16 protein-coding genes are annotated in these 24,029 nt (G+C 63.6%); 9 read left to right on the forward strand and 7 right to left on the reverse strand.

The genetic code is table 11. The features are described from left to right. Positions 1–19: 19 nt before the first annotated feature. The 5 genes from PZH32_RS06785 to PZH32_RS06805 are packed head-to-tail and all read right to left on the reverse strand — an operon-like array spanning position 20 to position 7,867. Complete coding sequence (locus tag PZH32_RS06785) at positions 20–2,926, reverse strand: protein kinase domain-containing protein (RefSeq protein ID WP_275207113.1); 2,907 nt, start codon at positions 2,924–2,926, stop codon at positions 20–22. Beyond that, positions 2,916–5,045, reverse strand: coding sequence for an AAA family ATPase (locus PZH32_RS06790; protein WP_275207114.1), 2,130 nt, complete (start codon positions 5,043–5,045; stop codon positions 2,916–2,918). The genes PZH32_RS06785 and PZH32_RS06790 overlap by 11 nt, the downstream gene beginning before the upstream one ends. After that, positions 5,042–5,707, reverse strand: coding sequence for a 4Fe-4S single cluster domain-containing protein (locus PZH32_RS06795; protein WP_275207115.1), 666 nt, complete (start codon positions 5,705–5,707; stop codon positions 5,042–5,044). The genes PZH32_RS06790 and PZH32_RS06795 overlap by 4 nt, the downstream gene beginning before the upstream one ends. 2 nt (positions 5,708–5,709) lie before the next feature. Next, a complete protein-coding gene (locus PZH32_RS06800; RefSeq protein ID WP_275207117.1) occupies positions 5,710–6,486 on the reverse strand; it encodes an FHA domain-containing protein in 777 nt (258 codons plus the stop codon). A gap of 1 nt (position 6,487) precedes the next feature. Next, entirely contained in the window at positions 6,488–7,867 is a 1,380-nt protein-coding gene (locus tag PZH32_RS06805; protein ID WP_275207119.1) for a hypothetical protein, read from the reverse strand. Positions 7,868–7,936: 69 nt separating this feature from the next. Here PZH32_RS06805 and PZH32_RS06810 point away from each other — a divergent pair, with 69 nt between their 5' ends. Beyond that, positions 7,937–8,545 carry a carbonic anhydrase gene (locus PZH32_RS06810; protein ID WP_275207120.1) on the forward strand — a complete coding sequence of 203 codons (609 nt, stop codon included), beginning with the start codon at positions 7,937–7,939 and terminating at the stop codon, positions 8,543–8,545. Here PZH32_RS06810 and PZH32_RS06815 read toward each other — a convergent pair. Next, positions 8,542–9,330, reverse strand: coding sequence for a hypothetical protein (locus PZH32_RS06815; protein ID WP_275207121.1), 789 nt, complete (start codon positions 9,328–9,330; stop codon positions 8,542–8,544). The two genes, PZH32_RS06810 and PZH32_RS06815, sit on opposite strands and share 4 nt — an antisense overlap. A gap of 192 nt (positions 9,331–9,522) precedes the next feature. On the opposite strand from PZH32_RS06815, the gene PZH32_RS06820 reads away from it, so the two are divergent. From PZH32_RS06820 to PZH32_RS06835, 4 genes are all read left to right on the forward strand, one after another. Further along, complete coding sequence (locus tag PZH32_RS06820; protein ID WP_275207122.1) at positions 9,523–10,206, forward strand: response regulator transcription factor; 684 nt, start codon at positions 9,523–9,525, stop codon at positions 10,204–10,206. Beyond that, positions 10,200–11,672 carry a sensor histidine kinase gene (locus PZH32_RS06825; protein WP_275207123.1) on the forward strand — a complete coding sequence of 491 codons (1,473 nt, stop codon included), beginning with the start codon at positions 10,200–10,202 and terminating at the stop codon, positions 11,670–11,672. Before PZH32_RS06820 ends, PZH32_RS06825 begins: the two co-directional genes overlap by 7 nt. Before the next feature lie 169 nt (positions 11,673–11,841). Then, positions 11,842–12,501, forward strand: a complete 660-nt coding sequence (locus PZH32_RS06830; protein ID WP_275207124.1) for a TetR/AcrR family transcriptional regulator — start codon at positions 11,842–11,844, stop codon at positions 12,499–12,501. 24 nt (positions 12,502–12,525) lie between these two features. Further along, the gene (locus PZH32_RS06835; RefSeq protein WP_275207125.1) at positions 12,526–17,349 is read left to right on the forward strand and encodes a 2-hydroxyacyl-CoA dehydratase; all 4,824 of its coding nucleotides are present in this window, start codon (positions 12,526–12,528) and stop codon (positions 17,347–17,349) included. 424 nt (positions 17,350–17,773) lie between these two features. Here PZH32_RS06835 and PZH32_RS06840 read toward each other — a convergent pair whose 3' ends face one another. Next, a complete protein-coding gene (locus PZH32_RS06840; RefSeq protein ID WP_275207126.1) occupies positions 17,774–18,370 on the reverse strand; it encodes a hypothetical protein in 597 nt (198 codons plus the stop codon). 156 nt (positions 18,371–18,526) lie between these two features. Here PZH32_RS06840 and PZH32_RS06845 point away from each other — a divergent pair, with 156 nt between their 5' ends. From PZH32_RS06845 to PZH32_RS06860, 4 genes are all read left to right on the forward strand, one after another. Next, the gene (locus PZH32_RS06845) at positions 18,527–21,256 is read left to right on the forward strand and encodes a molybdopterin-dependent oxidoreductase (protein WP_275207127.1); all 2,730 of its coding nucleotides are present in this window, start codon (positions 18,527–18,529) and stop codon (positions 21,254–21,256) included. 18 nt (positions 21,257–21,274) lie between these two features. Then, positions 21,275–21,856, forward strand: coding sequence for a 4Fe-4S dicluster domain-containing protein (locus PZH32_RS06850; RefSeq protein ID WP_275207128.1), 582 nt, complete (start codon positions 21,275–21,277; stop codon positions 21,854–21,856). A gap of 53 nt (positions 21,857–21,909) precedes the next feature. Continuing rightward, positions 21,910–22,704, forward strand: a complete 795-nt coding sequence (locus PZH32_RS06855; protein WP_275207129.1) for a TorD/DmsD family molecular chaperone — start codon at positions 21,910–21,912, stop codon at positions 22,702–22,704. A gap of 135 nt (positions 22,705–22,839) precedes the next feature. Next, positions 22,840–23,733, forward strand: a complete 894-nt coding sequence (locus tag PZH32_RS06860; protein WP_275207130.1) for a LysR family transcriptional regulator — start codon at positions 22,840–22,842, stop codon at positions 23,731–23,733. The last annotated feature ends 296 nt before the right edge of the window (positions 23,734–24,029 follow it).

Here is a 24,029-nt window from a genome sequence, read left to right on the forward strand (position 1 = left end):
GATGAGACGGTTGGCCGTCTTATCTTCGGAAGATCGAGAAGACGAAGTAGATGACCAGGAGGACGAAGGCGATGAAGCCCAGGGCCACGGCCAGATAGGGGACTACGCAGGAGATGGTCAGCAGGCAGAGTGTGACCATGGTGGGATGTTCGCGCCGCAAAAAGGCAATGACGCCGAAGGACACGGCGGCCAGGCCGCAGTAGGCAATGCCCCAGGACAGCTGGTTCTCCAGAAACTCGAAGGAGAACTCGCTGGCAATATCGCTCCAGCTGTCGTAGCCGAGCCCCGCGGTGGTCACCAAGGTGATGCAGGTGGCGGCCAGGGCGGCGCCGCCCCAGAAGAGCAGCTTCGTCAGGCGGGTGGACGTGGCGCGCGGGTGGCGTCGAGCGCGGGTCTTGGCAATGAACACGCTGGTGTCGCGCACGACGGGCACCGCGCCCTCCTCGGTGCCGGTAATCCAGCCCTCGGCCTCGCCGTCGCCGTCGGCAATGCGGCCTGCTTCCTTTCTCAGGGCCGTGGCGCGCCGACGGGTGCGCCCCTTAGTCTGCACGCCCTGAATGGCGAAGACGGCTTCGGCCAGCTTGGGTGCCAGCACAGAAGCCGCAGCTGCCAGAAAGCCCAGCAGTGCCAGGCCGGTGAAGGTGGCTGTGGGGATGGCTGAGATGTCCAGCAGCGCATCGGGATAGACCGAGCCGGCGCCCATGCCCGTGGGCGATACCAGCACGGTGGAAGCCGTGGCCAACGGGTCGCCCGCATGGGTAACACCCGATTTCCAGGTGCCGAAGGTGAAGCGGGGGACGAAGCAGCACACGAACAGGACAAAGGCTAGGGCGGCGGCCAGCCGCGCGAAAAAGGCCGGTTTGGAAACGCCGTCGATGGGCGCTCCCTTGCGCTCGGCATCGGCCAGGGCGTCCACTTCAGTGGCGGCCGTCTCGAAGGCGGTTTTGGCGTCCTGGGCCAAGTCCCAGCTGCGATGGCCCCACATTGCCGCCTTGGCACGGGCGATGGCCTGGGTATCGGCGGCCGAAGCCTCCATGAGCGCGCTGATGAAGCCCCGCGGCACGGGGCGGTCGAACAGCTCGCTGGAGAAATAGGCCGCGGCCGTGGCGGGCACGACGGTCTCGTGGTCGCGCACAATGCCGAAGCGGTGGAGGTGGGGGCTCGCCTCGCAGTGGCTTTCCAGGGCCTCGGCGCCCTCCACCAGGGCGGCGCGCGCCTCGGCCGCTTCGGCCAGGGGCGCAGCGGGGTCGAGTTTCACGGCGCCCACGGCGCGCACCAGGCGTTCGCCCGCGGGGGTGCGCCCTTGGTAGAGCCGTAGGTTCTCCTGCACCCACACGGCCCAGCCGGCGCTATCGTAGCGGAAGGCGAAGCTGCGCACGGCGCCCGCGTCATCGGTGGTGGCTTCCAGTACGGCCAGGGTGCGGTCGACGCGATCAGCTAAGGGGGCGTCGTCGTGGGTGCGCAGCCACGCAAGGGCCGTGTTCGCCACTTCCGGGAAGCCGGCCACGGCCACAACGCCCAGCACGTCGCGCAGGGCGTCCTCGTCGCCTACGATGCGGTAAAAGCCCAGGGGCGTGGCGGCTATGCGGGCGAACAGTGCGCCCACGGCGGCCCGTCCCGGCACCAGGGCCTCGCCCTTCCAGAACACCACCTCGCGGGCCGGATCGATCAGCGCCAGAGCGCGGGAGAGCCCCAGGTCCTCGTTGCCGTCCAGGGCGTCGGGCAGCGTGTCGGGCTCTTTGTCGGTCAGGTCGTTCAAAGCCACGGCCAGATCGGTTTCGCCCAGTTTGCGGAAGTAATCCTCCAAGCCGTGGGTGTACAGGTGCCGCTTGGCCTTCTCCCAGTTCTGGGCCAGGGCCGTCACCAAAGCGGCGCGGCTCTCATAGACCGTGCCTTCGAACTGATAGCCCGCGGGCCCGGCCATGGCGGCGGCATCGAGCGGGTCGCGGTAGGTGAAGGCGGCAGGATCGGCCAGCCAGCGCTGAATGTCCTCGTAACCCAAACGTCCCTTGGCGTGGGCGTAAGTCAGGCCGTAGATGAGTGCGCCAAGGCTCTCGTGTTCCGGGGCGCGGGCGGCGAAGGCCACAGGGCGGCCGCCGGCCAGCACCGCGGACAGGTCGTCGCCGTCGATGAGCGTCTGATGAGGGTGGCGGCCGCCGTTGTACAGCGTCCAGATGGTGTAGCCCAGGGCGTACCAGTCGTTCTCGCGCTGCACCACCGAGGAGTGGGGCGAGTAGCCGGGGGTGCGGCGGTCCACCTTGGTGGCGCCGGTGTCGCGGCCTTCTTCCAGCACCGACGAGATGCCGAAATCGCCCAGCACCACGGCGTCTCCCAGGGTGTAGAGGTTCTTGGGCTTCACGTCGCGGTGCACAATGCCGCGCTCGTGCAAAAGGTGCAGGGCGCTGGCCGTTTGGGGAATGACGCGGTCGCGCAAATCCTCGTAGGTGATGTCCGCGGCGTGGGAGAAGCGGTCGACGCACACTGGCAAGACGGCCACATCGTAGGTGGTCTCGCCGAGCCCCGGAACCTCGTCGCGCACCTGGCCCGTGGCGTAGAGCGGCATAAGGTGCGTCTCCTCGAAATGGCGCTCGCCTAAGGGGTGCTCGGTCATGAGCGAGCGCAGGTAGGCGAGCACCGTACGCCGGGCCATGCGGTCGCGCACGGCGTGGGGCTGGAAGGCAATCTTCGCCGCATAGATGCGCCCGTCCTCGTCGGTGGCCCGCACTACGGTGCCCTGGCCGCCGGCGCCGATAACGTCGGCCGTGTGCAAGGTGAAGGCGCGATCGCCGTCGCCGGTAAAGGGCAGGTCGTCGCCCGACAGCAGCGGGGCGGTACTGTCCAAATCCACCACCGTGGGCTCGGCGTCCACAATGGTGGGCGCCACGGCACGGCGCGGCTCGCGGGATATGCGATCGCTAGCAGCCATGGGGGCCTTCCGCCGTCGACGGGATGGGGGCGGCCGGTTCGGCATTGTCGTACGGGGCCGGCTGTGGCGTCCCCGTTGCGGCCGCCTGCGGCGTCAAGCGCCCCGTCGCGGCAGCGCCGCCCACGAAAGGCGCGTGCCCGCTGTCGGGGTTGGCGCGGCTGAACGTCAGGCCCGCGCTGTCCACCCGCACCTCCACGGCTTCGCCCGTTTGCACGTTGGCGTCGAAGATAAAGGAGGCCAGGGGATTCAGGTAGGCGTTCTCCACCAGGTTGCCGATGCCGCGGCCGCCGTTCTCGCGCACCGCAGGTGCCAGGGCCTGCTCGGCCAGCCACTGCACGGCGGCATCGGAGGGCGCCACGGTAATGCCGCAGCGGGCGCACACGTTGCCGTTGATCTTCCCCAGCTGGGCATCGAGGATCAGGCGCGAGGCCTCAGGGGAGATGTAGTCGAACACCACGATGTTGTCACCGATGCGGTTGAGCACTTCGGGCTTGAAGTGCGTGGCCATGGCGGCCTCCACCTTCGCCTGGATGGCGTCGTAGGGCTCGCCCGGCTCCACGATGTTGCGGCGCCCGATGATGCGCCCATGCTCGTCGAGCACCTCTTCGGAAATGCCCACGTTGCTGGTGAAGAAGATGAGCGTCTCGCTGAAGTACACCGTCTGGCCCTGGCCGTCGGTCATGCGGCCGTCCTCCAGAATTTGCAGGAACTTGTCCATGATGGAGGGGTGGGCCTTCTCCACCTCATCGAACAGCAGCACCGAGAAGGGATTGGCGCGCACGGCGTTGGTCAGCTGGCCGCCGGCCTCGTAGCCCACGTAGCCGGGAGGGGCGCCGAAGAGCTTCTGATCGGCGTTCTCGGCAGCGTACTCGGACATGTCGAAGCGCAGGTAGCTGCGCTCGTCGCCGAACAGAAGCTCGGTGACGGCCTTCACCATCTCGGTTTTGCCCGTGCCCGTGGGGCCGGCTAGGAACAGGACGCCCTTGGGCTTGGTGCCCGAGGAGTGCTGCATGCCGGAGAACCCGAGCACCGAGCGCTTCAGCACCGAGACGATCTTCTCGATGGCGGCCTCCTGGCCCTTCACACGGCGGCGCAGGGCGTCGGCGGGATGGTCGCGCAGCTTGTCGAGCATGGCGGTCCATTGGTTCTCGCGGATGCCGTACTTGTACAGGTCCACCAGCTCGGGGATGGCCGCGGGCTCGGTGCCGCCGCGGGCGTAGAGGCGTCGCAGCTCGTCGAGCTCGGCCAGCTTCATGGCGTCGGTGGTGTCGATGAACTTGCTGCGCACCTTGGCCTGGGCCGGGTCGTGCAGGTCGGGGAAGGCCACGTCGATGAAGGCCTCGCGGGCCGGCCGGTCGGGGTTGGGCAGCGAGATAACGCGCACGTCGGGGTTGCCGCGCAGCAGCCACGAGGGCAGGTCGGAGGCTTTGTTCACCACCAGCACCAAGGTGTTCACGTGGCAGCCGTCGCCGCGGATGGCGTCCTGGGCGCCGATGAGGAGGTTCATGAACACGGCGTTCTCCTCGGGGGTGAGGTCCTCGGGACTCGAGGCCACGCGGCTGGCCAGGTCGAAGACGCAGGCAACGGAGGAGGGGCCGGACGCGGTGCCGGCGGCTGCGGCAGAGTTGCCGGTGTTGGCTGTGGTGTCCTCGGTGGTATTCGGGGCGCTTGGTGCGGCGGGTGCCGTGGGAGCCGTCTCGGCGTCAAGGCGCCGCGAGAGGGCGGCGCGCACCAGGAGCGAATCGTGCACCAGGCGGTTGGCGGCGAAGGGCTGCTGGCGACTGGCGGGATCGCTGGCCGGATTGAGCGCCTCGGCCTCGCGCGAGATGAGCTCCGCCTGGCGCTCGGCCGCTTGGGCCAAGGTGCGGGCTTCGCCAGTGCCCGCTGGATCCGTCACACCGCGCAGGGGGTCGACGAACAGGAAGCGGTAGGGCCGCGGGCGGTTGCTGTCAAAGCCGGCGAACAGGAGGGGAAGCATCTGGTTGAGTCCAAGAAACTGGGGTTCGGCCTGATCGGCGGGCTGCCAGGGGTAGCAGTCGGCCACGTTGCCTTCCAGAACGAAGATGGGCTTGATGCCGACGAAGTTGTCTAGCTCGCGTTGCCAAGTGGGTGCGGTCATGGCCGTTCCTCCTTCGGGGGCCGCCCGTGGATGCCGATGGAAAGCGCGCGGCCGTCGAACACGGCGTTTTGAATGCGCCGTGGCTTCTGCTCCTCTTCATGATAAAGGTTTTCCAGGTGGGGCGAGCGTACGATCACCCGCTGATTGGTGGAACCGCGCAGCCCGCAGCGCCCATCGTTGAGGGCGGCCACGTAGGAACCGTCGATGATGACGTCGATGAGAGGTTCGAGCGCAGCGGGGAGGCGGCAGCGCAGGAGAGCCTCGGGGGTCGATGCCGTGAAGCCATCGAGGCTGTTCTGCGGGGAGAGGAGGCCGTTTGACGTATCCCCGGTCAGAAGTGCCTCGCCTTCCAGCACGAATCCGGTGTACACCAGGATGTCGTCGAAGGTGGGACGTACGGCCGCCAGGACTTCGGCCAGGTCGTCAGCTTGCTCCAAGGGGTCGCCGCCGGTGAAGGTGAGGCGGTGGGCGCCGGTGCGGGCCGCCAAGTCCAGCAGAAGCGCTGCTAGGCGCTCATTGGGAAGAGCTGCTTCGGGGCGCATCTCCCATAGCTCGGGATTCGCGCAGCCGGGGCAGTGCTTGGTGCAGCCGCAGGTCCACACGACAATGCGCTCGCCAGGGCCAAGGGTGGTCACCGGGTAGTAAAGGCGATCGACGAACATGGTCAGGCGTGGGGAAGGGGCCGCGGCGTTAGGCGGGCAATCTGCCGCGCATCGAGGGGATCTTGGCAGAAGGAGCACTGGGCGACGCGCTCTTCGGGTGAGGCCACCGCGTGCTCGGTGCCGCAGACGGGGCAGCGGACGGACCAGGCAAGGAGTGGTTCCGGGGTGGTGGCGCTTTGGCCGGGCGCGTCCACGTCCCCGAAGGGCACCGCGACGGCTGCTGCCTCGGGCTCCCCAGTGGCGTCGGGGCTGATTGCCGTAGTGGTGACGCCGGCTTCTGGGGTAGACGCATCGGCTAAAGACACGCGGAACACCATATCGGCCAGCTTCAGCGTCTCGCCTCCGAAGAGGGGCTCGGGCTCCCCGGTGCGCAAGGTGATCCACGATCCGCCCCGCTCTACGGACGAACCGTTACGCCCCAGATGCTCGATGGTCCAATGGCCCTCCTCGTCGCAGACCACGAGAGCGTGGACGCCGGAGACGCGGGGCGAGAAGGAGTCGGGCTCGAAATCGCCGGCGCGGCCGAGGAGGCCGCCCGGAGCGGGAATGGAGATTGCGCCGCCGCGGGCGTTTTCAAGCACGAGGGTACGGGGAGCGCAGGGGGCGCAGGAGACTTCCGCAGCAGGGAGTGCGTCCGACGGCGCGGGGAAAGAATCCGTGTCCGGGGGCGTGTTGGCGCCACTGTCGCTGTCGCTGCTGACGGCGTTCAGGGCGCGGCCGCAGGCAACGCAGGTGACTGCCGTGTCGGCGTTGGCGAATCCGCAGGGGCAAAGCTGCATGTTACCTCATCTCCCTGGCGGCCCCACCACTGCGCTTGCGACGACGGTGCGGCGTGCTGGCGGGGGAAGCGCCGACGGTCGAGGAACCTGCTGCTTCGTGCTGTTGGATGCTCGCCCTCTGTTCGCCGTGTTCCTGCACCAATTCGCGGCAGAAAGCCTCAGAGGGCTCGGCACGATACTGGACGCGGTTGGTAATGCCGAAGGCGGCCAGGTCGGCGGCTATCTCGTCGTAAACTGCGCAGAAGTCGTGCTGGTCGGCCAGGAGTTCGTCGGTGCGCGCTCCCGGCGCAGCGGCTTCCAGGCAGACGGCCGCGTCTTCGGAGATGCTGTCGATGCCATCGGGCAGTCCGGCTACTTGCAGCATGAGATCGCCGCTGTCGGACAGGAAAGCATGGAGTCCTTCCGTGGCGTCCTCGCGTCCGAAGAGGCGGTGGTCGCCCGCCAGGTCACGCCCCAGGGTGACTGAGCGGCTGATGGTGTAGCCGTGGCGCGCCATCACGGTGTCGATGCAAGCCTGCAAGTAGGCGTTGCGGTCGGCCTCCTCCAGCCGGCGAAGCAGCATGTCGCGATAGGCCGCTGCCTCTTCCAAGGTGGCGAAGGATGGTGCGGCGGAAACGGCGCAGTCTCGGGCACTCAACTGCATCGCCGCGTCTTCGATGGCGGCGGATAGCACCTCCGAAGCACGCGTATTCGATTCCATGGCCGGTAAAAGCAGCGCAAGCTGAGCGATGGTGTCAGGCTGCAGATTGCGCACGGTTTCTCGAAGAAGGGTCCGATCAGACGGTAACGTATGGGGACTTTGTAGAAGCGCCAAGGCCCGTTGTGCGACGGCCTGGTTGTCGGCCTGGTCGCCGCGGCTGGCCGCTGAAGGGGAGCTTTGCGCTGTCACTCCGTTGCCTGATGCGCTCGCCGTCTCCTGTGCGATGGCCGCTTCGCCTTCTGCAATCGCCTCTTCTCGCTCGGCCGCTTCAGCCAGAAGCGCCAGGAAGTGGGCTTGGTCTTGGCGGGCGGCCGCCCGGTTGCGGGCGCGCTCGGCGCGGGCGGCGAAGGGGGCGGTGTCGTTCTCGAAAGCATCGGCGATGCTGGCGGCCGAACGACCGCACTGGGCCGCCGAGGCCACGGAGTCTTCCATGGCGGCGCACGGCTCAAAGGCGCATTCGGCATCCAAACGTGCCAGCGCCGCGGCCGCTAGGGCACGCACCGATTCCGCAGCATCCTCTAGAGAGGGGTCATTCCCGAAGGCGGCCAGCAGCGCATCGCGGCGAGCAAGAATGCGGGCCCGTGCTTTCGAGCGGGCGTTGTTCACGTCGGAGCGCAAGGCGGCCAGCTGCGCCTGGATGCGCCGCTCGATTTCCAGCTGACTTGTCTTCGGCCCGCTCATGGGAGTTCCCCTTTGCAACAAATAACGGTAACCGCCATTATAAAGGGAAAACAAGCGAGAGGAGCGCCCGTGAGCCAGTCTGAGATGACCTATACCGCCGACGACTACGATATTGACGCCCATGTGCCGGCGCCCGAGGCGTTGCGACGTCTGGAAGCGGGCAATCGCATTTACGTGGAGGCCCTGGATCACGAGCGCGATCTTTCGCCGGCGCGCATTCAGGAGCTGTTCGAGAAGGGACAGCGACCCTTCGCCTGCATTATCACGTGCGCCGATTCCCGGGTGGTGCCCGAGCATATCTTCATGGCGGGGCTCGGGGAGCTCTTCGTCATCCGCGTGGCGGGCAATGTGGTGGGGCCGACGGAGCTGGCCAGTGCGGTGTACGCCTGTGAGCATTTGCACACGCGGCTTCTGCTGGTGTTGGGCCATACACACTGTGGCGCCATAAAGGCCGCCCTCGATGGCGAGGGCGGCCCCGTAGCGGCCATTACCGACCGCATTGCAGCGGCCCTGGGCGATGTCCATGATCCCTACGAGGCCAGCGTGCTGAACGCCCAGGCGTCGGTGGCGGCGTTGCGCCAGTCGCCGGAAATTGCACGGCTCGAGGCCGAGGAGGGACTCATGGTGGGCAGTGCGGTGTACCACACCCACTGCGGCGTAGTGGATTTCCTGGCTTAGGCGATGGCCTCGAAGCCCGAGGGGATAGCGCGCTGCAGGTCCTGGTCGAAGCCGGAGCAGCCCGGGCACCCGGCGTTGTCGCAGCCCTCGCTCAGGTCGGTGGCGGCACCGTAGCTGCTGCCCCAGCCGTAACCGTAGGCGTTGCCGCCGCGGCCGGAGTTGCCGTTGCTGCCGCGATCGGAGCCGTCCTGGCCCCAGCCGTAGCCGTAGCCGTTGTCGTCGCGATCGAAGTCATAGCCGTAGCTGTCATCGCGGTCGCTCTGGCCGTAGCCCGGCATCACGCGCTCCTGCTTGACGGGACGGTCGTGATCGAAGTCGAAGGAACCCGCCTGGGCGCCGGCAAAGGCGGACAGGCCGGCGGTCAGGCCCACAACCACCAGTGCGCCGACGGCCACGCCCACGGTGGCACCTACGCTGCGGGTGATCTTCTCGTACCAGGGAGCGGCAGCATGCTTGCCATTCTTGGCGTTGGCGGTGAACACGGCGGTGTCCTTGCTGTCCGCGCCGGTGTCCTCCTGCGGCGCCTCGGCGGTCTCGACGGCCTCGACGGTGGCTTCGACGGTGGGCATGGCGTCGGTGGGGTCCACGGGAATCTCGGCGGTCACCGACTCGGCAGCGGGCATCGCGGCCGTGGCCTCGACGTTCTCGACGATGGGGGCGGTGGCGGCTGCGTCCGTCGCGGGGCTCGCGGCCTCGGCGGTTACCTCGACGGCTTCGATAGCCTTCTCGGCGTCGTTGGCGGGGATGATCTGGTTGTTCTGCTCGTTATGATTCTGCTCGCTCATGAATGTTCCTTTTCTTCGAGACTTGCAAACTGTTTTCTTACCGACGGCATCCAACGGGGGCCGCGTCGGTCGATGGCCGTAGAATAGGAGCCGAATCTGAAATGAGACTGAAATGTCCGCGATTTTAAGACTGGTTTCAGGTTCGCTTTGCAAAATGTCGACAAAGGCGGACGCAAGGACGGAGGAGACAGGGTGCGTGCTCTGATAGTGGAGGATGATCGGGGAGTGGCCCGAGCGGTGGCCCACGTGCTTGAGCGCGAGGGTTACACCACCGATGTGGTGCATGACGGGGCCACCGGCTTCGAGTATGCCACGCTGGGCTCCTACGACGTGATCATCTTCGACGTCATGCTGCCCTTGATGGACGGGGTCAGCGCTGTGGCCGCATTGCGTCGACGCCAGGTGACCACCCCCGTGCTCATGCTTACGGCCCGCGGCGAAGTACCCGACAAGATTGCCGGCCTGGACGGCGGGGCCGATCTGTATATGACAAAGCCCTTCGACACGGGCGAACTGGTTGCCCGGGTGCGCGCTCTGACGCGGCGGGTGACTCCGGCTCCGACGTCGGTGGTGCGCGCGGGCGATCTGGAGCTTGACGAAACCACGCGCACGCTTCGCTGCGGCGGGGAGGAGTTCCAGCTTATCAACAAGGAATTTCTGCTGGCACGCCTCTTCATGGTCCACGCCGGCCAGGTCATTACGAAGGCGCAAATTGCCGAGCAGGTATGGGAAGGCGAGCCTGTGGAGGGCAACAGCGTCGAGGCCTACATCTCCATGCTGCGCAAGAAACTCAAGTTCCTCGGCTCGTCCCAGGAGATCAAAGTTATGCGCAACGTGGGCTATAAGCTCGTTCCCCGCAAGGATGCGCCATGCTGAAGAAGCTGCGCATCAAATTCATCGCCATCATCATGGCTGCGGTTACCGTTATCCTGACGGCGGTGTTCGCCTCCATCTGCGTAATCAACTGGCAGCAGAATGTCGGCGAGCTGGACTCCTCGCTGGACGGCGCTCTGCAGGCGGTGGCGCTTCAGGTAAGTTGGCTGGGCGACGTCGACGACGATTTCGACGACGAGGATGAAGAGGAGTGGGACGGCGAGATTGGGCGTCACTGGAACGATCAAGATACCTACCGAAGCCGGCCGCTGGCTATCTATCGCTTCAGCGACGACGGCTTTTCCCTGGTGTCGCACCCCCGCGTGCGCGTGGGCGATGCGGCGCTGGAGCGGGCTGCCTCGCTGCTGCATCCGGGGGAGAACGCCTCGGGCATTATCGACGAGTACGAGCTGTGCTACCAGGAGAAGGTGATTGCCGGCACCACCTACGTTGCCTTTACCGAAGCGGCGTTTCTGCCCGACTGGAAGCGGTTGGTGCTGGTGCTGGGCTTGGTGGAAGCGGCCACGTTGGTGGTGTTCTTCGGGGTGGCCCTGCTGTTCTCTTGCTGGGCGTTGCGGCCCGTTGAGCGGGCGTGGCGCCAGCAGCGCCAGTTTGTCGGCGATGCGGCCCACGACCTGAAAACCCCGCTCACGGTGATACTGGCCAACAGCGCCATCCTGCTCGAGGAGCCGTCCATGGAAGAGGGCGAGCGCGCCAAATGGATTCGCAGCACTCAGGCCGAGGCCCGGGGCATGCAAACCCTGGTGGAGGATATGCTGCTCACGATGGCTCCCGAGGATGACGAGCGGGGCGCCGCGGCAAAGGCGAAGGCGTCTTCGGCCGAGGCGATGGCTGCGGAGGAGGTCGCGTTTTCGGAAGCGGCTTCGGCCGAGGCGGGCGATGGAACTGCGGTGCCCGCGGCTGACGGGCCGGTGACGGCGCCGAGCCCCTCTGCTTCCGAAGCCCCCGCAGTCCCCGAAGCCCCCGCGGCCTCGGAAAGCGTGGCCGACTTGTCGCGCATTGCCCAGCACGAGTTGCTCCAGTTCGAGTCAGTGGCTTACGAGCGCTCGTTGGTGCTGGAAGACGCCATCGAAGAGCATTGCATCGTTGCCCTGGCCCCCGCTAAGGCCAAGCGCCTTATGACCATTCTGCTCGACAATGCCTGCAAGTACGCTAACGAGGGCGGGGAGGTTCGCGTGAGCCTTGAGCGCGAAGAGGCATCCGGGGCTAACGAGGCGCCGCAGGTTTGCTTGCGCGTGTTCAACACGGGTATCCCCATCGCTCCCGAAGCACTGCCCAAGGTGTTCGATCGCTTCTATCGCGGCGATGCGGCCCGCACCTCGCGCGAGGGCCACGGATTGGGGCTCGCCATCGCGCGCACCGTGGTAGAAGAGGCCGGCGGTACTCTCGGCGTAGAGAGCGACGCCGCGGGAACCGTGTTCACCGCGTTCCTTCCCGAGGCGCGCTAACGCTCGATTCAACCTATCGAAATTTGCGGATTTCCTTTTAAGGACGCCCCTTCGGCCATTGCGCAACGGGGCTGAACTGCGTACAATGCCGTAATTGAACAAGCTGTTCATTAACGTTCACGCTGTTGAATTCGCTATGGCGGGTTCACCCTGTTGAGAAGGAGAGAGCTTGGCTGGAGCCGCAACGCTTTCCCCCGCACGGCCGGAGTCGGCGAAAGCCGCTACTCCTGGCTGCGAAGACCGGCGCATCACGCGTTCGAAGCGCGCGCTGCGCGGTGCCCTCATCGCCCTTATGGAGGAGCGCGGGTTCGACGCCATCACGGTGAACGACCTGTGCGAGCGGGCCGATTTGAACCGGGGCACCTTCTACAACCACTTCAACGACAAAGAGCACTTGCTGGCTATGCTCGAGGACGAGGTCATGGCTGACATTGGGTTGCTCCAAGGGCGCATGCACGATATCACCTTGGCCGACATGCTGGCCTATCGGGTGGCCAAGCGCCCGCTGCCGCTGCTGGTGGAGCTTTTCGACTACCTGCGCGAGCAGAGCGACTTCCTCCACGCGGTGCTGGGTCCGGGGGGCGATGCTCGCTTCGGCCCGCGCCTGCGCGAGGCGGTGTGCGAGAACCTGGTGCAGAACATCCTGCACGAGAAGTACCGCCAGAATCCCACGGCCTTTGTCGAGTACTACGTGGCCTTCTACGCCGCGGCCTACCTGGGCATCATCGCCTGCTGGATCGAGCGCGGCACTCCGGAATCATCTGAGGTCATGGCCAACATCGCCATGCGCCTGTTCTTTATCAAACCCGGCGAGTCCATCGAGCTGTAGTTCAAGAAAACGAGGAACCATTCTATGAAGAAGAACAAGTACACCGAAGTCATCACCGAGGCTTCCGTGAAGCGCGACGAGCTTTCCGCCGAGGAGCAGGCCGCGCTCAAGGGGGGCTGCGCTTCCTGCGCCCCGCGCGTGGCCACGGTGGCGGAAAACCAGGCGAACACTGCCGAGGCAGCGGCCCAGGCTCGGGCGGCCGCGGCTGCGTGTCCCTACCACATCGGCATCGATGTGGGCTCCACCACGGTGAAGCTGGCGGTGCTCAACAACGACCACGACATTTTGTGGGCTGTTTACCGCCGTCACCATGCCGACGTGCGCGCCACCATTGTGGAGGTGCTGCGCGAGGCGGCCGAGGCTTACCCCAGCGAGACCATGACCATTGCCATCACCGGCTCGGGCGGTCTTCTGCTGTCCCAGTGGCTCGGCGTTGCCTTCGTGCAGGAGGTCATTGCCTCCAAGACCGCCGTGGAGACGTTCATTCCCGCCACCGACGTGGCTATCGAGCTGGGCGGCGAGGATGCGAAGATCATCTACTTCGACAACGGCATCGAGCAGCGCATGAACGGCACCTGCGCCGGCGGCACGGGCGCTTTCATCGACCAAATGGCGGCGCTGCTGAATACCGACGCCGGTGGCCTGAACGAGCTGGCGGCCGATCACAGCACCATCTACCCCATTGCCAGCCGCTGCGGCGTGTTCGCGAAGACCGATGTGCAGCCGCTGTTGAACGAGGGCGCGCGCAAGGAGGACATTGCCGCCTCCATCTTCCAGTCGGTGGTTACCCAGACCATCTCGGGCCTGGCCTGCGGTCGTCCCATCCGCGGCAACGTGGCCTTCCTGGGCGGTCCGCTCCAGTACCTGCCCGAGCTGCGCAAGCGCTTCTATGAGACGCTCGATCTGACCGACGAGGCCATCATCGTGCCCGAGAACGCCCATCTGTTCGTGGCCGCCGGCTGCGCCATTGCCGGGGTGGCCGAGGGGGCGAAGCCGGAGCCTTTGGCCGAGGTGCTCACGCGCCTGGAGGGCCTGGGCGACATGCAGGGCTCCGAAGTGGTGCGCCTGGCCCCGCTGTTCGCCAATGATGCGGAACTGACCGAGTTCAACAACCGCCACGACGCCGAGCGCGTGCGCCGCGCCAGCTTGGAGGAGTACCGCGGCGTGGCCTTCTTGGGCATCGATGCCGGCTCCACCACCTTCAAGGCGGCCCTTATTGCCGAGGACGGGGCGCTGCTCTGGTCCACCTACGCGTCCAACAAGGGCGACGTGCTGGGTTGCGCCAAGGCCGCCGTGGCGGAGCTCTACGGTGTGCTGCCCCGCGATCCGGAAACCGGCGAGCCCTTGGTGACCATCGGTCATGCCACGGTGACGGGCTACGGCGAAGGTCTGCTGCTGGAGGCCCTGCGCGTGGATTCCGGCGAGATTGAGACCGTGGCGCACCTGCGCGGCGCCCAGGAGATGCTGCCCGGCGTGGAGTTCATCTTGGACATCGGCGGCCAGGACATGAAGTGCCTGCGCGTGAAGGACGGCGTCATCGATCACATCATGCTGAACGAGGCCTGCTCCTCGGGTTGCGGCAGCTTCATCGAGTCCTTCGCTAGCGGCCTTAACCTGGACGTGGCCGAGTTTGCGAAGACGGCCATTTCCGCCGAGAACCCGGTGGATTTGGGCAGCCGCTGCACCGTGTTCATGAACTCCCGCGTGAAGCAGGCCCAGAAGGAAGGCGCCACCGTGGGCGATATTGCCGCGGGTCTGGCCATCTCCGTTATTAAGAACGCCCTGTTCAAGGTTATCAAGATTCGCGACCCCCATGATGTGGGCACCCAGGTTATCGTGCAGGGCGGCACGTTCCTGAACGACGCGGTGCTGCGCGCCTTCGAGCAGCTGTCCGAGGTCAACGCCGTGCGCCCCGATATTGCCGGCAACATGGGCGCCTTCGGTGCGGCTCTGCTGGCCCGCGATCGCTACGAGGACGCCGTGCGCCGTTTCTCCGAGCAGCCGCTGTCGCCCGACGTGGGGCCGAAGGTGCCCGGCAGCACGCTGTTGTCCCTTGAGGCCATTCAGGCCCTGGAGCCCAGCCATCGCACCGTGCGCTGCAAGGGCTGCTCCAACGCCTGTCTGCTGACGGTGAACGACTTCGGCAAGGACGAGGTGACGGGCAAGCACCGTCGCTTCATCACGGGCAACCGCTGTGAAAAGGGCGAGAGCCTGGGCACGGCGGCGTCCGCCTCGGCGGTGCCGAACCTCTTCGAGTACAAGGCCGAGCGCACCTTCGGCTACGAGCCGCTGGCCTCCGAGGACGCGCCCCGCGGCACCGTGGGCATTCCCCGCGCCCTGAACATGTACGAGAACTACCCGTTCTGGTTCACCTTCTTCACGAAGCTGGGCTACCGTGTGGAGCTTTCCGATCCCTCCACGAAGAAGACCTACGAGGCCGGCATCGAGTCCATGCCCTCGGAGAGCGTGTGCTATCCGGCGAAGCTGTCCCACGGCCACATCATGAACCTGCTGGAGAAGGGGCCCGACTTCATCTGGATGCCCTGCTCTAAGTGGGAGCGCCAGGAGGACGAGACCGCGGGCAACCACTTCAACTGCCCCATTGTGGCCAGCTATCCCGAGGCCCTGCGTCTGAACATCGACGAGCTGCAGGAGTCGCCTGTGGCCTTTGTCAGCCCGTGGCTGCCCTACGACAACAAGGAGAAACTGAAGAAGCGCCTCTATGTGGAGCTGGCCGAGAACTTCAAGGACGCCGTGGGCGCTAAGGGCGGCAAGCTCACCCAGGCTGAGGTGGACGCCGCCGTGGACGCCGCCTGGGACGAGGACGAGGCCTTCAAGCGCGATATTCGCACCAAGGGCGTGGAAACCCTGGCCTGGATGGAGGAGACGGGCACGCGCGGCATTGTGCTGGCGGGTCGTCCCTACCATCAGGACCCGGAGATCAACCATGCCATTCCCGAGCTTCTGACCAGCTTCGGCCTGGCGGTGCTCACCGAGGACTCGGTGGCCCATCTGGGCCAGCTGGAGCGCCCCATTCGCGTGGTGGACCAGTGGATGTACCACACGCGCCTGTACGCGGCCGCCAAGGTGGTCACCCAGCGCAAGGACCTGGACCTCATCCAGCTGAACTCCTTCGGCTGCGGTTTGGACGCCCTTACTACCGACCAGGTGCAGGAGGTGCTGGAGGCCGCGGGCAAGGTGTACACCGTGCTGAAGATCGACGAGGTCTCGAACTTGGGCGCCGCCCGTATTCGCGTGCGCAGCCTGTTGGCCGCTTTGAAGGACCAGGCCGATCGCGAGGCCGAGGCGGCGGCCGACGAGGCTGCCGAGCGCGTGGGCTGCCCGGCTGCTTGTATCGATCTGTCGAACATCGACAAGCTAGTGCCGCAGTCGTTCACGGAGAAGGCCGACGGCGTGGTGGCCGCGGCCGAGGTGAAGCAGCGCGACGGCGAGTCCACCGAGTTCGAGCGCGTGCAGTTCACCGAGCAGATGCGCGACGAGGGCTGGACCATCCTGGCCCCGCAGATGGCGCCCTATCACTTCGAGCTGCTGGTGCCCATCTTCAAGCGCAACGGCTACAACGCGGTGCTCCTGCCTTCTGTGGACCACGGCGCAGTGGACGCGGGCCTGAAGTACGTGAACAACGACATCTGCTACCCGTCCATCCTGGTCACGGGCCAAATTATGGAAGCGGTCATGTCGGGCAAGTACGACACCGACAAGCTGGCCGTGCTCATTACGCAGACCGGAGGCGGCTGCCGTGCCACCAACTACATCTCGCTCATCCGCAAGGCGCTGAAGTCGGTGGGCCTGGGGCATATTCCCGTCATTGCCATCTCGTTCAAGGACCTGGGCGAGGAGAATCCCGGCTTCAAGGTGACGCCGAAGATGCTCTACCAGGCCATCTACGCGCTGCAGTACGGCGACTTGCTGATGATGTGCCTGTACCGCACCCGCCCCTACGAGGTAGAGCCCGGCAGTGCCCAGCGCCTGTTCGACTACTGGATGGCCGAGTGCAAGGCGCAGCTCATGCGCGGCGTGAAGCAGGCGGAGTTCAAGCGCACGGTGAACCGCATTGTGGAGGACTTCGACACGCTGCCCCTGCAGGGCGAGGGCACGAAGCCGCGTGTGGGCGTGGTGGGCGAGATCCTCGTGAAGTTCCATCCCACGGCCAACAACCAGATTGTGGACGTTATCGAGCGCGAGGGCTGCGAGGCCGTGGTGCCCGGGCTTATCGAGTTCTTCCTGTTCGGCATTGCCGGTGGCATCTTCCAGCGCCCCATCGGCAAGTCGGCGAAGAGCGCCCTGGGCAGCCGTATCGGCCTGGCAGCCATCAAGAAGCTGCGCAAGCCGGTGACCGACGCTCTGGAGAAGTCCACGCGCTTCCATCCGCCGGCGGACATCTACGAGCTGGCCGACTACGCCAGCGAGATTCTGTCGCTGTGCAACTCCATGGGCGAGGGCTGGCTGCTCACCGCCGAGATGGTGGAGCTCATTCGCTCTGGCTGCCCGAACGTGGTGTGCACCCAGCCCTTCGCCTGCCTGCCGAACCACGTGGTGGGCAAGGCCACCATCAAGGAGCTGCGTCGCCGCTACCCCGAGAGCAACATCGTGGCCGTAGACTACGACCCCGGTGCCTCCGAGGTGAACCAGCTGAACCGCATCAAGCTGATGATTGCCGTGGCCAAGGCGAACCTGGCCGAGAAGGAGGCCGAGGCCCGCGCTGCCCGCGATGCCGCTCGTGACGGCGCCAACCTGGCCGAGGCCGCCGAGGCCGCAGCCGTGTGCACCACCTGCGCCGGCGCCATCGACGTAGAAATCGAGGTAGCCGAAGAGGTGGCCGACTAGCGGGGTAGGAACGAGAAGCCTCCCCTACGTGTGCGCGGGGGAGGCGCAAGTTCCAGGTGAGGCAGCCAACCGTCTGACTTGTCTCATTCTGGAGACACAAGTTCCAGGATAGGCCAGTTTGGTATCCGACCTCTTTTTTGGGGGAGATGCTGATCTGGGGTTTCTCGACGGCAGGGAACCAGAGCGGCTAGTTTTGTCACGTCGAGGGGAACCAAACTGCGCGATCCTGGAATCTTGCCGCTCCGGGACGGCCGAATGAGACAAGTCAGACGGTTGGCCGTTTCATTGGTTGGCTGTCTCGCACGGCGCTTGGTGCAAAAAAGAGTACTACGGCAAGCGTACATTCAGAGCTAGTAAGAGAAGGGGGCTAAGCCCCCTTCTCCGTCTTAAGCTTTTGTCGAATTCGTAGTGTGCTGGGTCTTTTCTAGGCGCTTTCCAGGTTGATTTCGTGCATGGTCTTGGTGACTGTGGTGCGGTTGAGCCCCGTCATGAGGGCTATTTCCCGATGGGTAAGATTGTCGATACCACAGGACTCCGCAAGTTGCACAACGTACCGGACAGCATCCTTGGCAGTGCCGAAGTACACCGCTGAGGTATAGGAGGAAAGAATGGTCAGCAGTTGCGTCATGTTGTTCCAGGATGCACGGAGAAAGTCGTAATCATCTAGGAGTTCGTGAACGACGCCGTTCGGTACTGAGGCGAGTGTGGTGGTTCGCAGGCATAGATAGTAGATCTGGTCGATGTTTTTCTCGATATGTTTATCCAGAAAGGGCAGCGACGTAGCGGCGTCGACAATAAACGTCTCGTTGAGGTTCATTTGACCGGGCGCCGAGAGCGAGGCTGGCTTCCCCTGTTCAGTGCTGATCAGAAGCCCATCAAGGACAATCCAGGGTCGATTGGCGTCGACTTTGAGCTTAGTGCCCTGGGCGTGGGTTGTCTTCACGCAGTGCTCGCAAAGGCGGCGTCGAACTGGTTCGGGCAGCTGTGCGCAGAAAAAGTTATCAGAGCAGTTGTCAATCATGATCCCCCGCTTGCTGGCTGTGTGGCCTAGGCAACATTGAAAAGGTGGTACAGGCAACCCCTAGTTGGTTGGGCGCGCACATTATACCTCGCCTATCGTGATACGTGACGCGAGGGGGTCTGTCTTCCTTCGCGGAAACGGAGAGAGAGGAGAGACATGGCACGCAATGAAACCGAATCGATGGCGAAGTTCAGCCGTCGTAGCTTCCTGAAGGCTACAGCGGCGGGTATGGCCGCTGCGGCGGCAGTGGCTTCCGGCTGCGCACCGAGCAACGAGCCCTTGTCCGGCACTGGTGAGGAAGGCGCGATCGTCAATGCGGCTGCCTTACCTGAGCAGTCGGTCGATCGAATGATTGCTCAAGGGGAAGGCTCGTGGCTGCCCTTTGCTTGCGAGACGGGCAATGGCTGTGCCGGCCGGTGCCGGAAATTCGCCTACGTAGTGGATGATGCGGTTGTGCGCATTAAGACCGATGAGAGCGAGGAAGATAGCTCGGTGAACCCTCAGCGGAGAGCCTGCCTGAAGGGTCGCGCCCGTCGTCAGGAAATATTCGGGCCGAGTCGCATACGATACCCCATGAAACGTAAAGGATGGAAGCCTGGCGGCGGCGCCAACTCGAATGGAGAAATGCGCGGCAAGGACGAGTGGGAGATTATTAGCTGGGACGAGGCTTTGGATCTGGCGGCTTCTGAAATCAAGCGCATATACGAGAGCTATGGTCCTACCGCCGTGCTCGGAAGCACCTACGCAGATCCCTATAAGAGCATTATGTGCGCCATGGGCGGTTATGTTGATGTGATCGACACGCAGTCGCCGGGAGCTTCAGGTGTGGGAACGCTCTACTTCGGAGCCAACGCTTTAGGCATCGGTGGATTGAATGATTTCCAGGATTATGTGAATGCCGATTATATTGTGTTTGAAGGTGCTAATGTCGGCTGGTCGGCCCAGAGTCACCTCATTCACTTTCAGGAGGCAAAGGAGCGCGGCGCCAAATTCATCAGCATTGGTCCTGACCGCAATGCAACAGCCTCACAATTAGAGGCGCTTTGGATTCCGGTGAGACCCGGCACGGACACTGCCTTCCTTCTGGGCGTGATGGGTGAAATGGTCAAATTGGACGATGAGCAGGGTGGCGTCATCGATCATGACTTCTTGGATAAGTATTGCGTTGGCTTTGACGATGCGCATATGCCGGCGGACGCTAAGCTGAAGGAGAGCTTCGAAGGGTATCTGCGCGGTACGTACGATGGCGTAGAGAAGAACGCTGAATGGGCAACTATTATCTGCGGGACTCCCGTCGACTTGATCAAGGAATTTGCCCAGATTTGCGCAAAAGACAACAATGTGGCCTATATTTATAGCTGCGGTGCCGCGCGCAATGTGGGTGCGGAAAACTTCCCTCAAGCGGTGTTTACCCTCGCCTGGATGGGTGGTCATGTGGGAAGGCCCGGCAATTGCATCGGCAACAACATGTTCGCCTTTGGCATTCCCGGACAAACGGTCGCCACGTCTGCGTCAGGCACCTGTCTTCCGCAGGAGAACCCCACTAAGAACATCTATTTGCATGCTCCTGTCATGTGGCGCTCTATTCTTCAGGGCAAAACGGTCTGCTACGAGGACGAGGCATCTCCAATGCCCGCCTATCATCCGGGTGTGGAGCATGATATCGACATCAAAATGATTCTCAACGGCACGAACAACTACTTCAATGCCAAAATTGACGCTTTCAATGCGGTTAGGGTGTTTCGTCAGTGCGAATTTGTTATGGCAAGTGGTATCAATGCCACAACGCCGGCGCTTTATTCCGACATCGTGCTCCCTACCTGTTCGCCATGGGAGGGCGATCTGCAGGAAAACGTATGGCCCAGTCTCGCTGGTGACACGTCGGAATTAGGGTCGGCGCTGGGTACCGCGCTGCTCCCTGCGCGTACGGCGCTAGTTCCTCCACTTTACGAAGCGAAGTCGCGTACTCAGTTAGCCATGGAGTTGGCAGAGCGTCTTGGACTGGATACTTCGACGCTGTTCGTGAACGAGGCCCAGGCCGCCTTCGATTGTCTGGCAAGCGCCGTCTCCATGGACGCTGCAGGTGAGGCGACGCCCATTATTGGGTTTACCCAGGACGTCATCGATGAGTTTGGTGTGGTTCTTGAGTCGCGCGAGGGCCTCATCGACTACCGCGACTTTATTGAACAGGGCGGCTACCAGGTTCGCCGAGAAGAGGGCGATGCTTTCTCGAAGAACTACGGCTATTTGGCCTATATCACCGACCCGGAAGCCAATCCGATTCCCACTACGCCGTCGGGCAAATTCGAAATCTACTGCCAGACGAAGGCTGATGTTTTCAATGCCTCGGGTTTGTCGGAGGAGCCTATTAAGCCGTACCCCAATTATTTTGTGCCCACATCGGGCTATGAGCACACCTTCGCCGATTGGGATGCCCAGGTTAAAGGGGACTATCCATTCCAGATTTTCAACTTACACCACCTGCGTCGTATTCACAGCTCCGACTATGAGCCTTGGGTGCAGGACGCCTTCAAAGCTCCGGTATATATTAGTCTCGAGGACGCGGAGGCGAAGGGTCTGAAGGCAGGTGACACGATTGAGCTGACGAGTCCGCACGGAGGGCGCATGCGCCGTAAGTGTCAACCCATGGCATCTGTTATGCCGGGCTGCGTAGGGTTGACCCATGGGGGACATCTAAAGCTTGATGAGAGCGATCCCGACAACTGGGTCGATATTGGATCGTGCGATAACAGTTTGACGGCACCGGTGATGAGCAATTACATGCCCTCTCTGTCGGGCTACAACAATGCTGTTGTGAACTTCGAGAAGTGCGATGTCGAAGTGGACTTCGCGTACGACAGCGACCCCTTTGAAAACGCAAAGTAATCTGGGAGGAGTTCAACGATGTCTTTGGGATTCTATTTCGACGCGACTAAATGCACGGGATGCCGTACTTGCCAGGTGGCCTGTTTGGAGAGATTCGATGTGGCGGAGATGGGGGTGCATCCCCGTCGAGTGACTACCTACGAGTTTGGCTCTTACCCGGGTCCCTCTATTGTGCACCTGTCAATAGGATGCAACCACTGCGATAGCCCTGCCTGTGTGGAAGTGTGCCCGACGGGTGCTTTAGCGAAGGACGCGGAGACGGGCGTCGTGATGCAGGACACCACCGTGTGCATCGGCTGCCAATCCTGTGTGAACGCCTGTCCCTACGGTGCCCCCCAATACGTAAGCGCCGAGGGCTATACGAAAAAGTGCGACTCTTGTAAGACCTTGCGCGATGCGGGCATGGTGCCGCAATGCGTAACGAGCTGCATGAATCGAGCTCTTGACTTTGGTGAGCTTGATGCTTTGCGTGCCAAGTACGGTGATGACCTTGTGCAACAGATGGGTGCTATGCCCGATGCGGGGGTGACAAGCCCCAATCTTCTTATCAAGATGATGAGCGTCCCTGCAGGTGAAGGCCGCGTTATCGAGGATTTGTAGCAGACAGAGCGGGGGGCGCCCAGTGCGCCCCCCGCCTGGGAGCGAAAGGGGGAATGACGGTGAACGAAGATCTTCGAGAGCTAGAAGAATTGCTGGCTGCGCGTACCTACCTGTACGCAGCGTTCCATAATGTGTTTTGCGGCCCCATGACAGCTGAGCTGCTGGATCGGTGGATCTCGTCGGCGACGCTTGACGCACTTGAGCCCTTTGCCGCCGAAAACCCTGCTCTGAGCGCATTTCGTCGCTTTCTTGAAGAGCTTGACGTGGAGCGAGTGCTCGAGGGCGCCCCGAGCGAGTACGTTCGCATGTTTGTAGGGCCAGGCGTGCCCGAAAGCCCCTGTTGGGGTGCGCTTTATATGGGGGGTGAGCCCTGTTTGTTCCAAGAAGAGACATTGGCAGTGCGGCGGTGCTATCAACAGGCGGGTTGGCAAACCGCGCGTTTCCACCGGATAGACGAGACCCATGTTGCGCTGGAGGCGCAGTTTATGGCGTTCGAGTCAGCGCAAGCCCTCAAGGCTCTTGAGGAGCATCATCTGGAAGATTTTGCGCGAGCCATGCGTAATCAGCTTCAGTTTTTGCAGAAGCACCTCGCTCCGTGGCTGCCCCGTTTTGTTGAGACTGCCCATTTGACAAAAGGGGGAGTTCTGTACCCTTGGATGGTACATGCATTTGCGGAGTTCGTCGACAATGACCGGGTATTTTGCGGCGAGGCGATCGCCTATGGAGAAGAGGGCCTTTCGAGGGTCGTTGACAGCGCGCTTCCCGGTCCTCTGGCACCTGATCTGCCGCTTTGGAAGTCCTGTCGCCTTCCTTTTTCGGACGATAACTGGCTGGCCGCTATAGAGTGAAGCGGCGGCGCGAAAGCTGCCATGATAAACTGATGCCAATCAGGTATTTGAGCGTGCTGACCGAGGGTCCCATGAGACAGCCAACCGTCCGACTGGTCTCATTTGGGTGGTTATGGGATTTCGGGGGGGGAGCCAATGAATCTTGCCCAGTTGCGCTATTTCAAGAAGCTGGCCGAAGTGGAGCATTATACGCAGGCAGCCGAGGCGCTTTTCATCACGCAGCCGGCGCTTTCGAACTCCATCAAGCAGCTGGAGCGCGAGTTGGGCGTGCCGCTGTTCGAGCCCACGGGACGCAATGTGCGCCTGACAAAATGGGGCCGCGAGTACTACGAGTACGTAGCGGCCGGCTTGCACAGCATCGACAAGGGGACGAGCATTGCCCAGGAACACGCCTCCAGCCTTTCGGGCACGGTGGATGTGGGCACGGTGTATACCGTTCAGGACAGCATCCTCCCGCGTCTTTTGCAAGAGTATCGCAGCCGCTACGGTGGCGCGGTAGACGTACGGCTATATCAGGGGCTGACGAAGGCCCTTGTCGAAAAGGTAGAGCAGGGTGCATACGACCTAGCTCTCTGCGCCCGCGTTGAGCATAGGCCCAACCTGGAATTTGTGCCGCTGGGCGCGCAGGATCTAGTGGCCGTGGTGCACGAGGATCATCCGCTGGCTGGACGGTCGGCCATTGCGCTCTCTGACGTGGGCGATGCCCCGGTGGTTACCTATCGCCAAGGCACCACCTTGGGCGATGAAGTGCACCGGTTCGTGGAGTGGTGCGGCGTGGCACTCCGCGAACGTCAGTGGTGTGACGACGAGATAACCCTCGGCAGCGTCATTGCGGCTGATCCGACCTTCGTGGGCATCTCTTTGGACACCTTGGGCTTGGCGCCTTTCCCGCAGTTGCGCACAGTGCGCCTGGAAGAGGCGCGCGCGGGCTTCCATCCCATCTATCTGGTTTATGACCGCAACCGCTATCAAACGCGCGCTGTCGAGAACATGATTGCCCTGGCCCGCGACTTAGCGGGACTCGCGTAGGCTCCATGCTTGACTGAGCCTTCGGGGCTCGCCTAGGTTCCAGAATGGGTCAGTTTGGTTCCCTGACTTTGTTTCTCGGGGGTCTCCGACCTGGGGTTTCTTGGCGATGGGGAACCGATGCGGCAGGTTTTGGCACACTTCAGGGAACCAAATGGCGAGGTTTTGGAACCTAGCAGCCTTAGCGCATCGTCGGATGCGAATGGGCCGGTGCCCCAAGGCCGTCGGGTGCGACAGCCTCTTTCCTGCGAAGACTTCGCGCAATGGAGCGCCCCGCCCCCGGAAGGAGTCGGGGCGGG

It is taken from the genome of Adlercreutzia equolifaciens (assembly GCF_029076695.1).
GTDB classification, from domain to species: domain Bacteria; phylum Actinomycetota; class Coriobacteriia; order Coriobacteriales; family Eggerthellaceae; genus Adlercreutzia; species Adlercreutzia equolifaciens_A.

Excerpts from the sequence above, each read along its gene's own strand:
- PZH32_RS06800 (WP_275207117.1), bottom strand. The coding sequence starts at position 6,486 with ATGCAGCTTTGCCCCTGCGGATTCGCCAACGCCGACACGGCAGTCACC.
- PZH32_RS06840 (WP_275207126.1), bottom strand. The coding sequence starts at position 18,370 with ATGATTGACAACTGCTCTGATAACTTTTTCTGCGCACAGCTGCCCGAA.
- PZH32_RS06790 (WP_275207114.1), bottom strand. The coding sequence starts at position 5,045 with ATGACCGCACCCACTTGGCAACGCGAGCTAGACAACTTCGTCGGCATC.
- PZH32_RS06860 (WP_275207130.1), top strand. The coding sequence starts at position 22,840 with ATGAATCTTGCCCAGTTGCGCTATTTCAAGAAGCTGGCCGAAGTGGAG.
- PZH32_RS06825 (WP_275207123.1), top strand. The coding sequence starts at position 10,200 with ATGCTGAAGAAGCTGCGCATCAAATTCATCGCCATCATCATGGCTGCG.
- PZH32_RS06805 (WP_275207119.1), bottom strand. The coding sequence starts at position 7,867 with ATGAGCGGGCCGAAGACAAGTCAGCTGGAAATCGAGCGGCGCATCCAG.
- PZH32_RS06795 (WP_275207115.1), bottom strand. The coding sequence starts at position 5,707 with ATGTTCGTCGATCGCCTTTACTACCCGGTGACCACCCTTGGCCCTGGC.
- PZH32_RS06845 (WP_275207127.1), top strand. The coding sequence starts at position 18,527 with ATGGCACGCAATGAAACCGAATCGATGGCGAAGTTCAGCCGTCGTAGC.
- PZH32_RS06815 (WP_275207121.1), bottom strand. The coding sequence starts at position 9,330 with ATGAGCGAGCAGAATCATAACGAGCAGAACAACCAGATCATCCCCGCC.
- PZH32_RS06835 (WP_275207125.1), top strand. The coding sequence starts at position 12,526 with ATGAAGAAGAACAAGTACACCGAAGTCATCACCGAGGCTTCCGTGAAG.
- PZH32_RS06855 (WP_275207129.1), top strand. The coding sequence starts at position 21,910 with ATGACGGTGAACGAAGATCTTCGAGAGCTAGAAGAATTGCTGGCTGCG.
- PZH32_RS06850 (WP_275207128.1), top strand. The coding sequence starts at position 21,275 with ATGTCTTTGGGATTCTATTTCGACGCGACTAAATGCACGGGATGCCGT.
- PZH32_RS06785 (WP_275207113.1), bottom strand. The coding sequence starts at position 2,926 with ATGGCTGCTAGCGATCGCATATCCCGCGAGCCGCGCCGTGCCGTGGCG.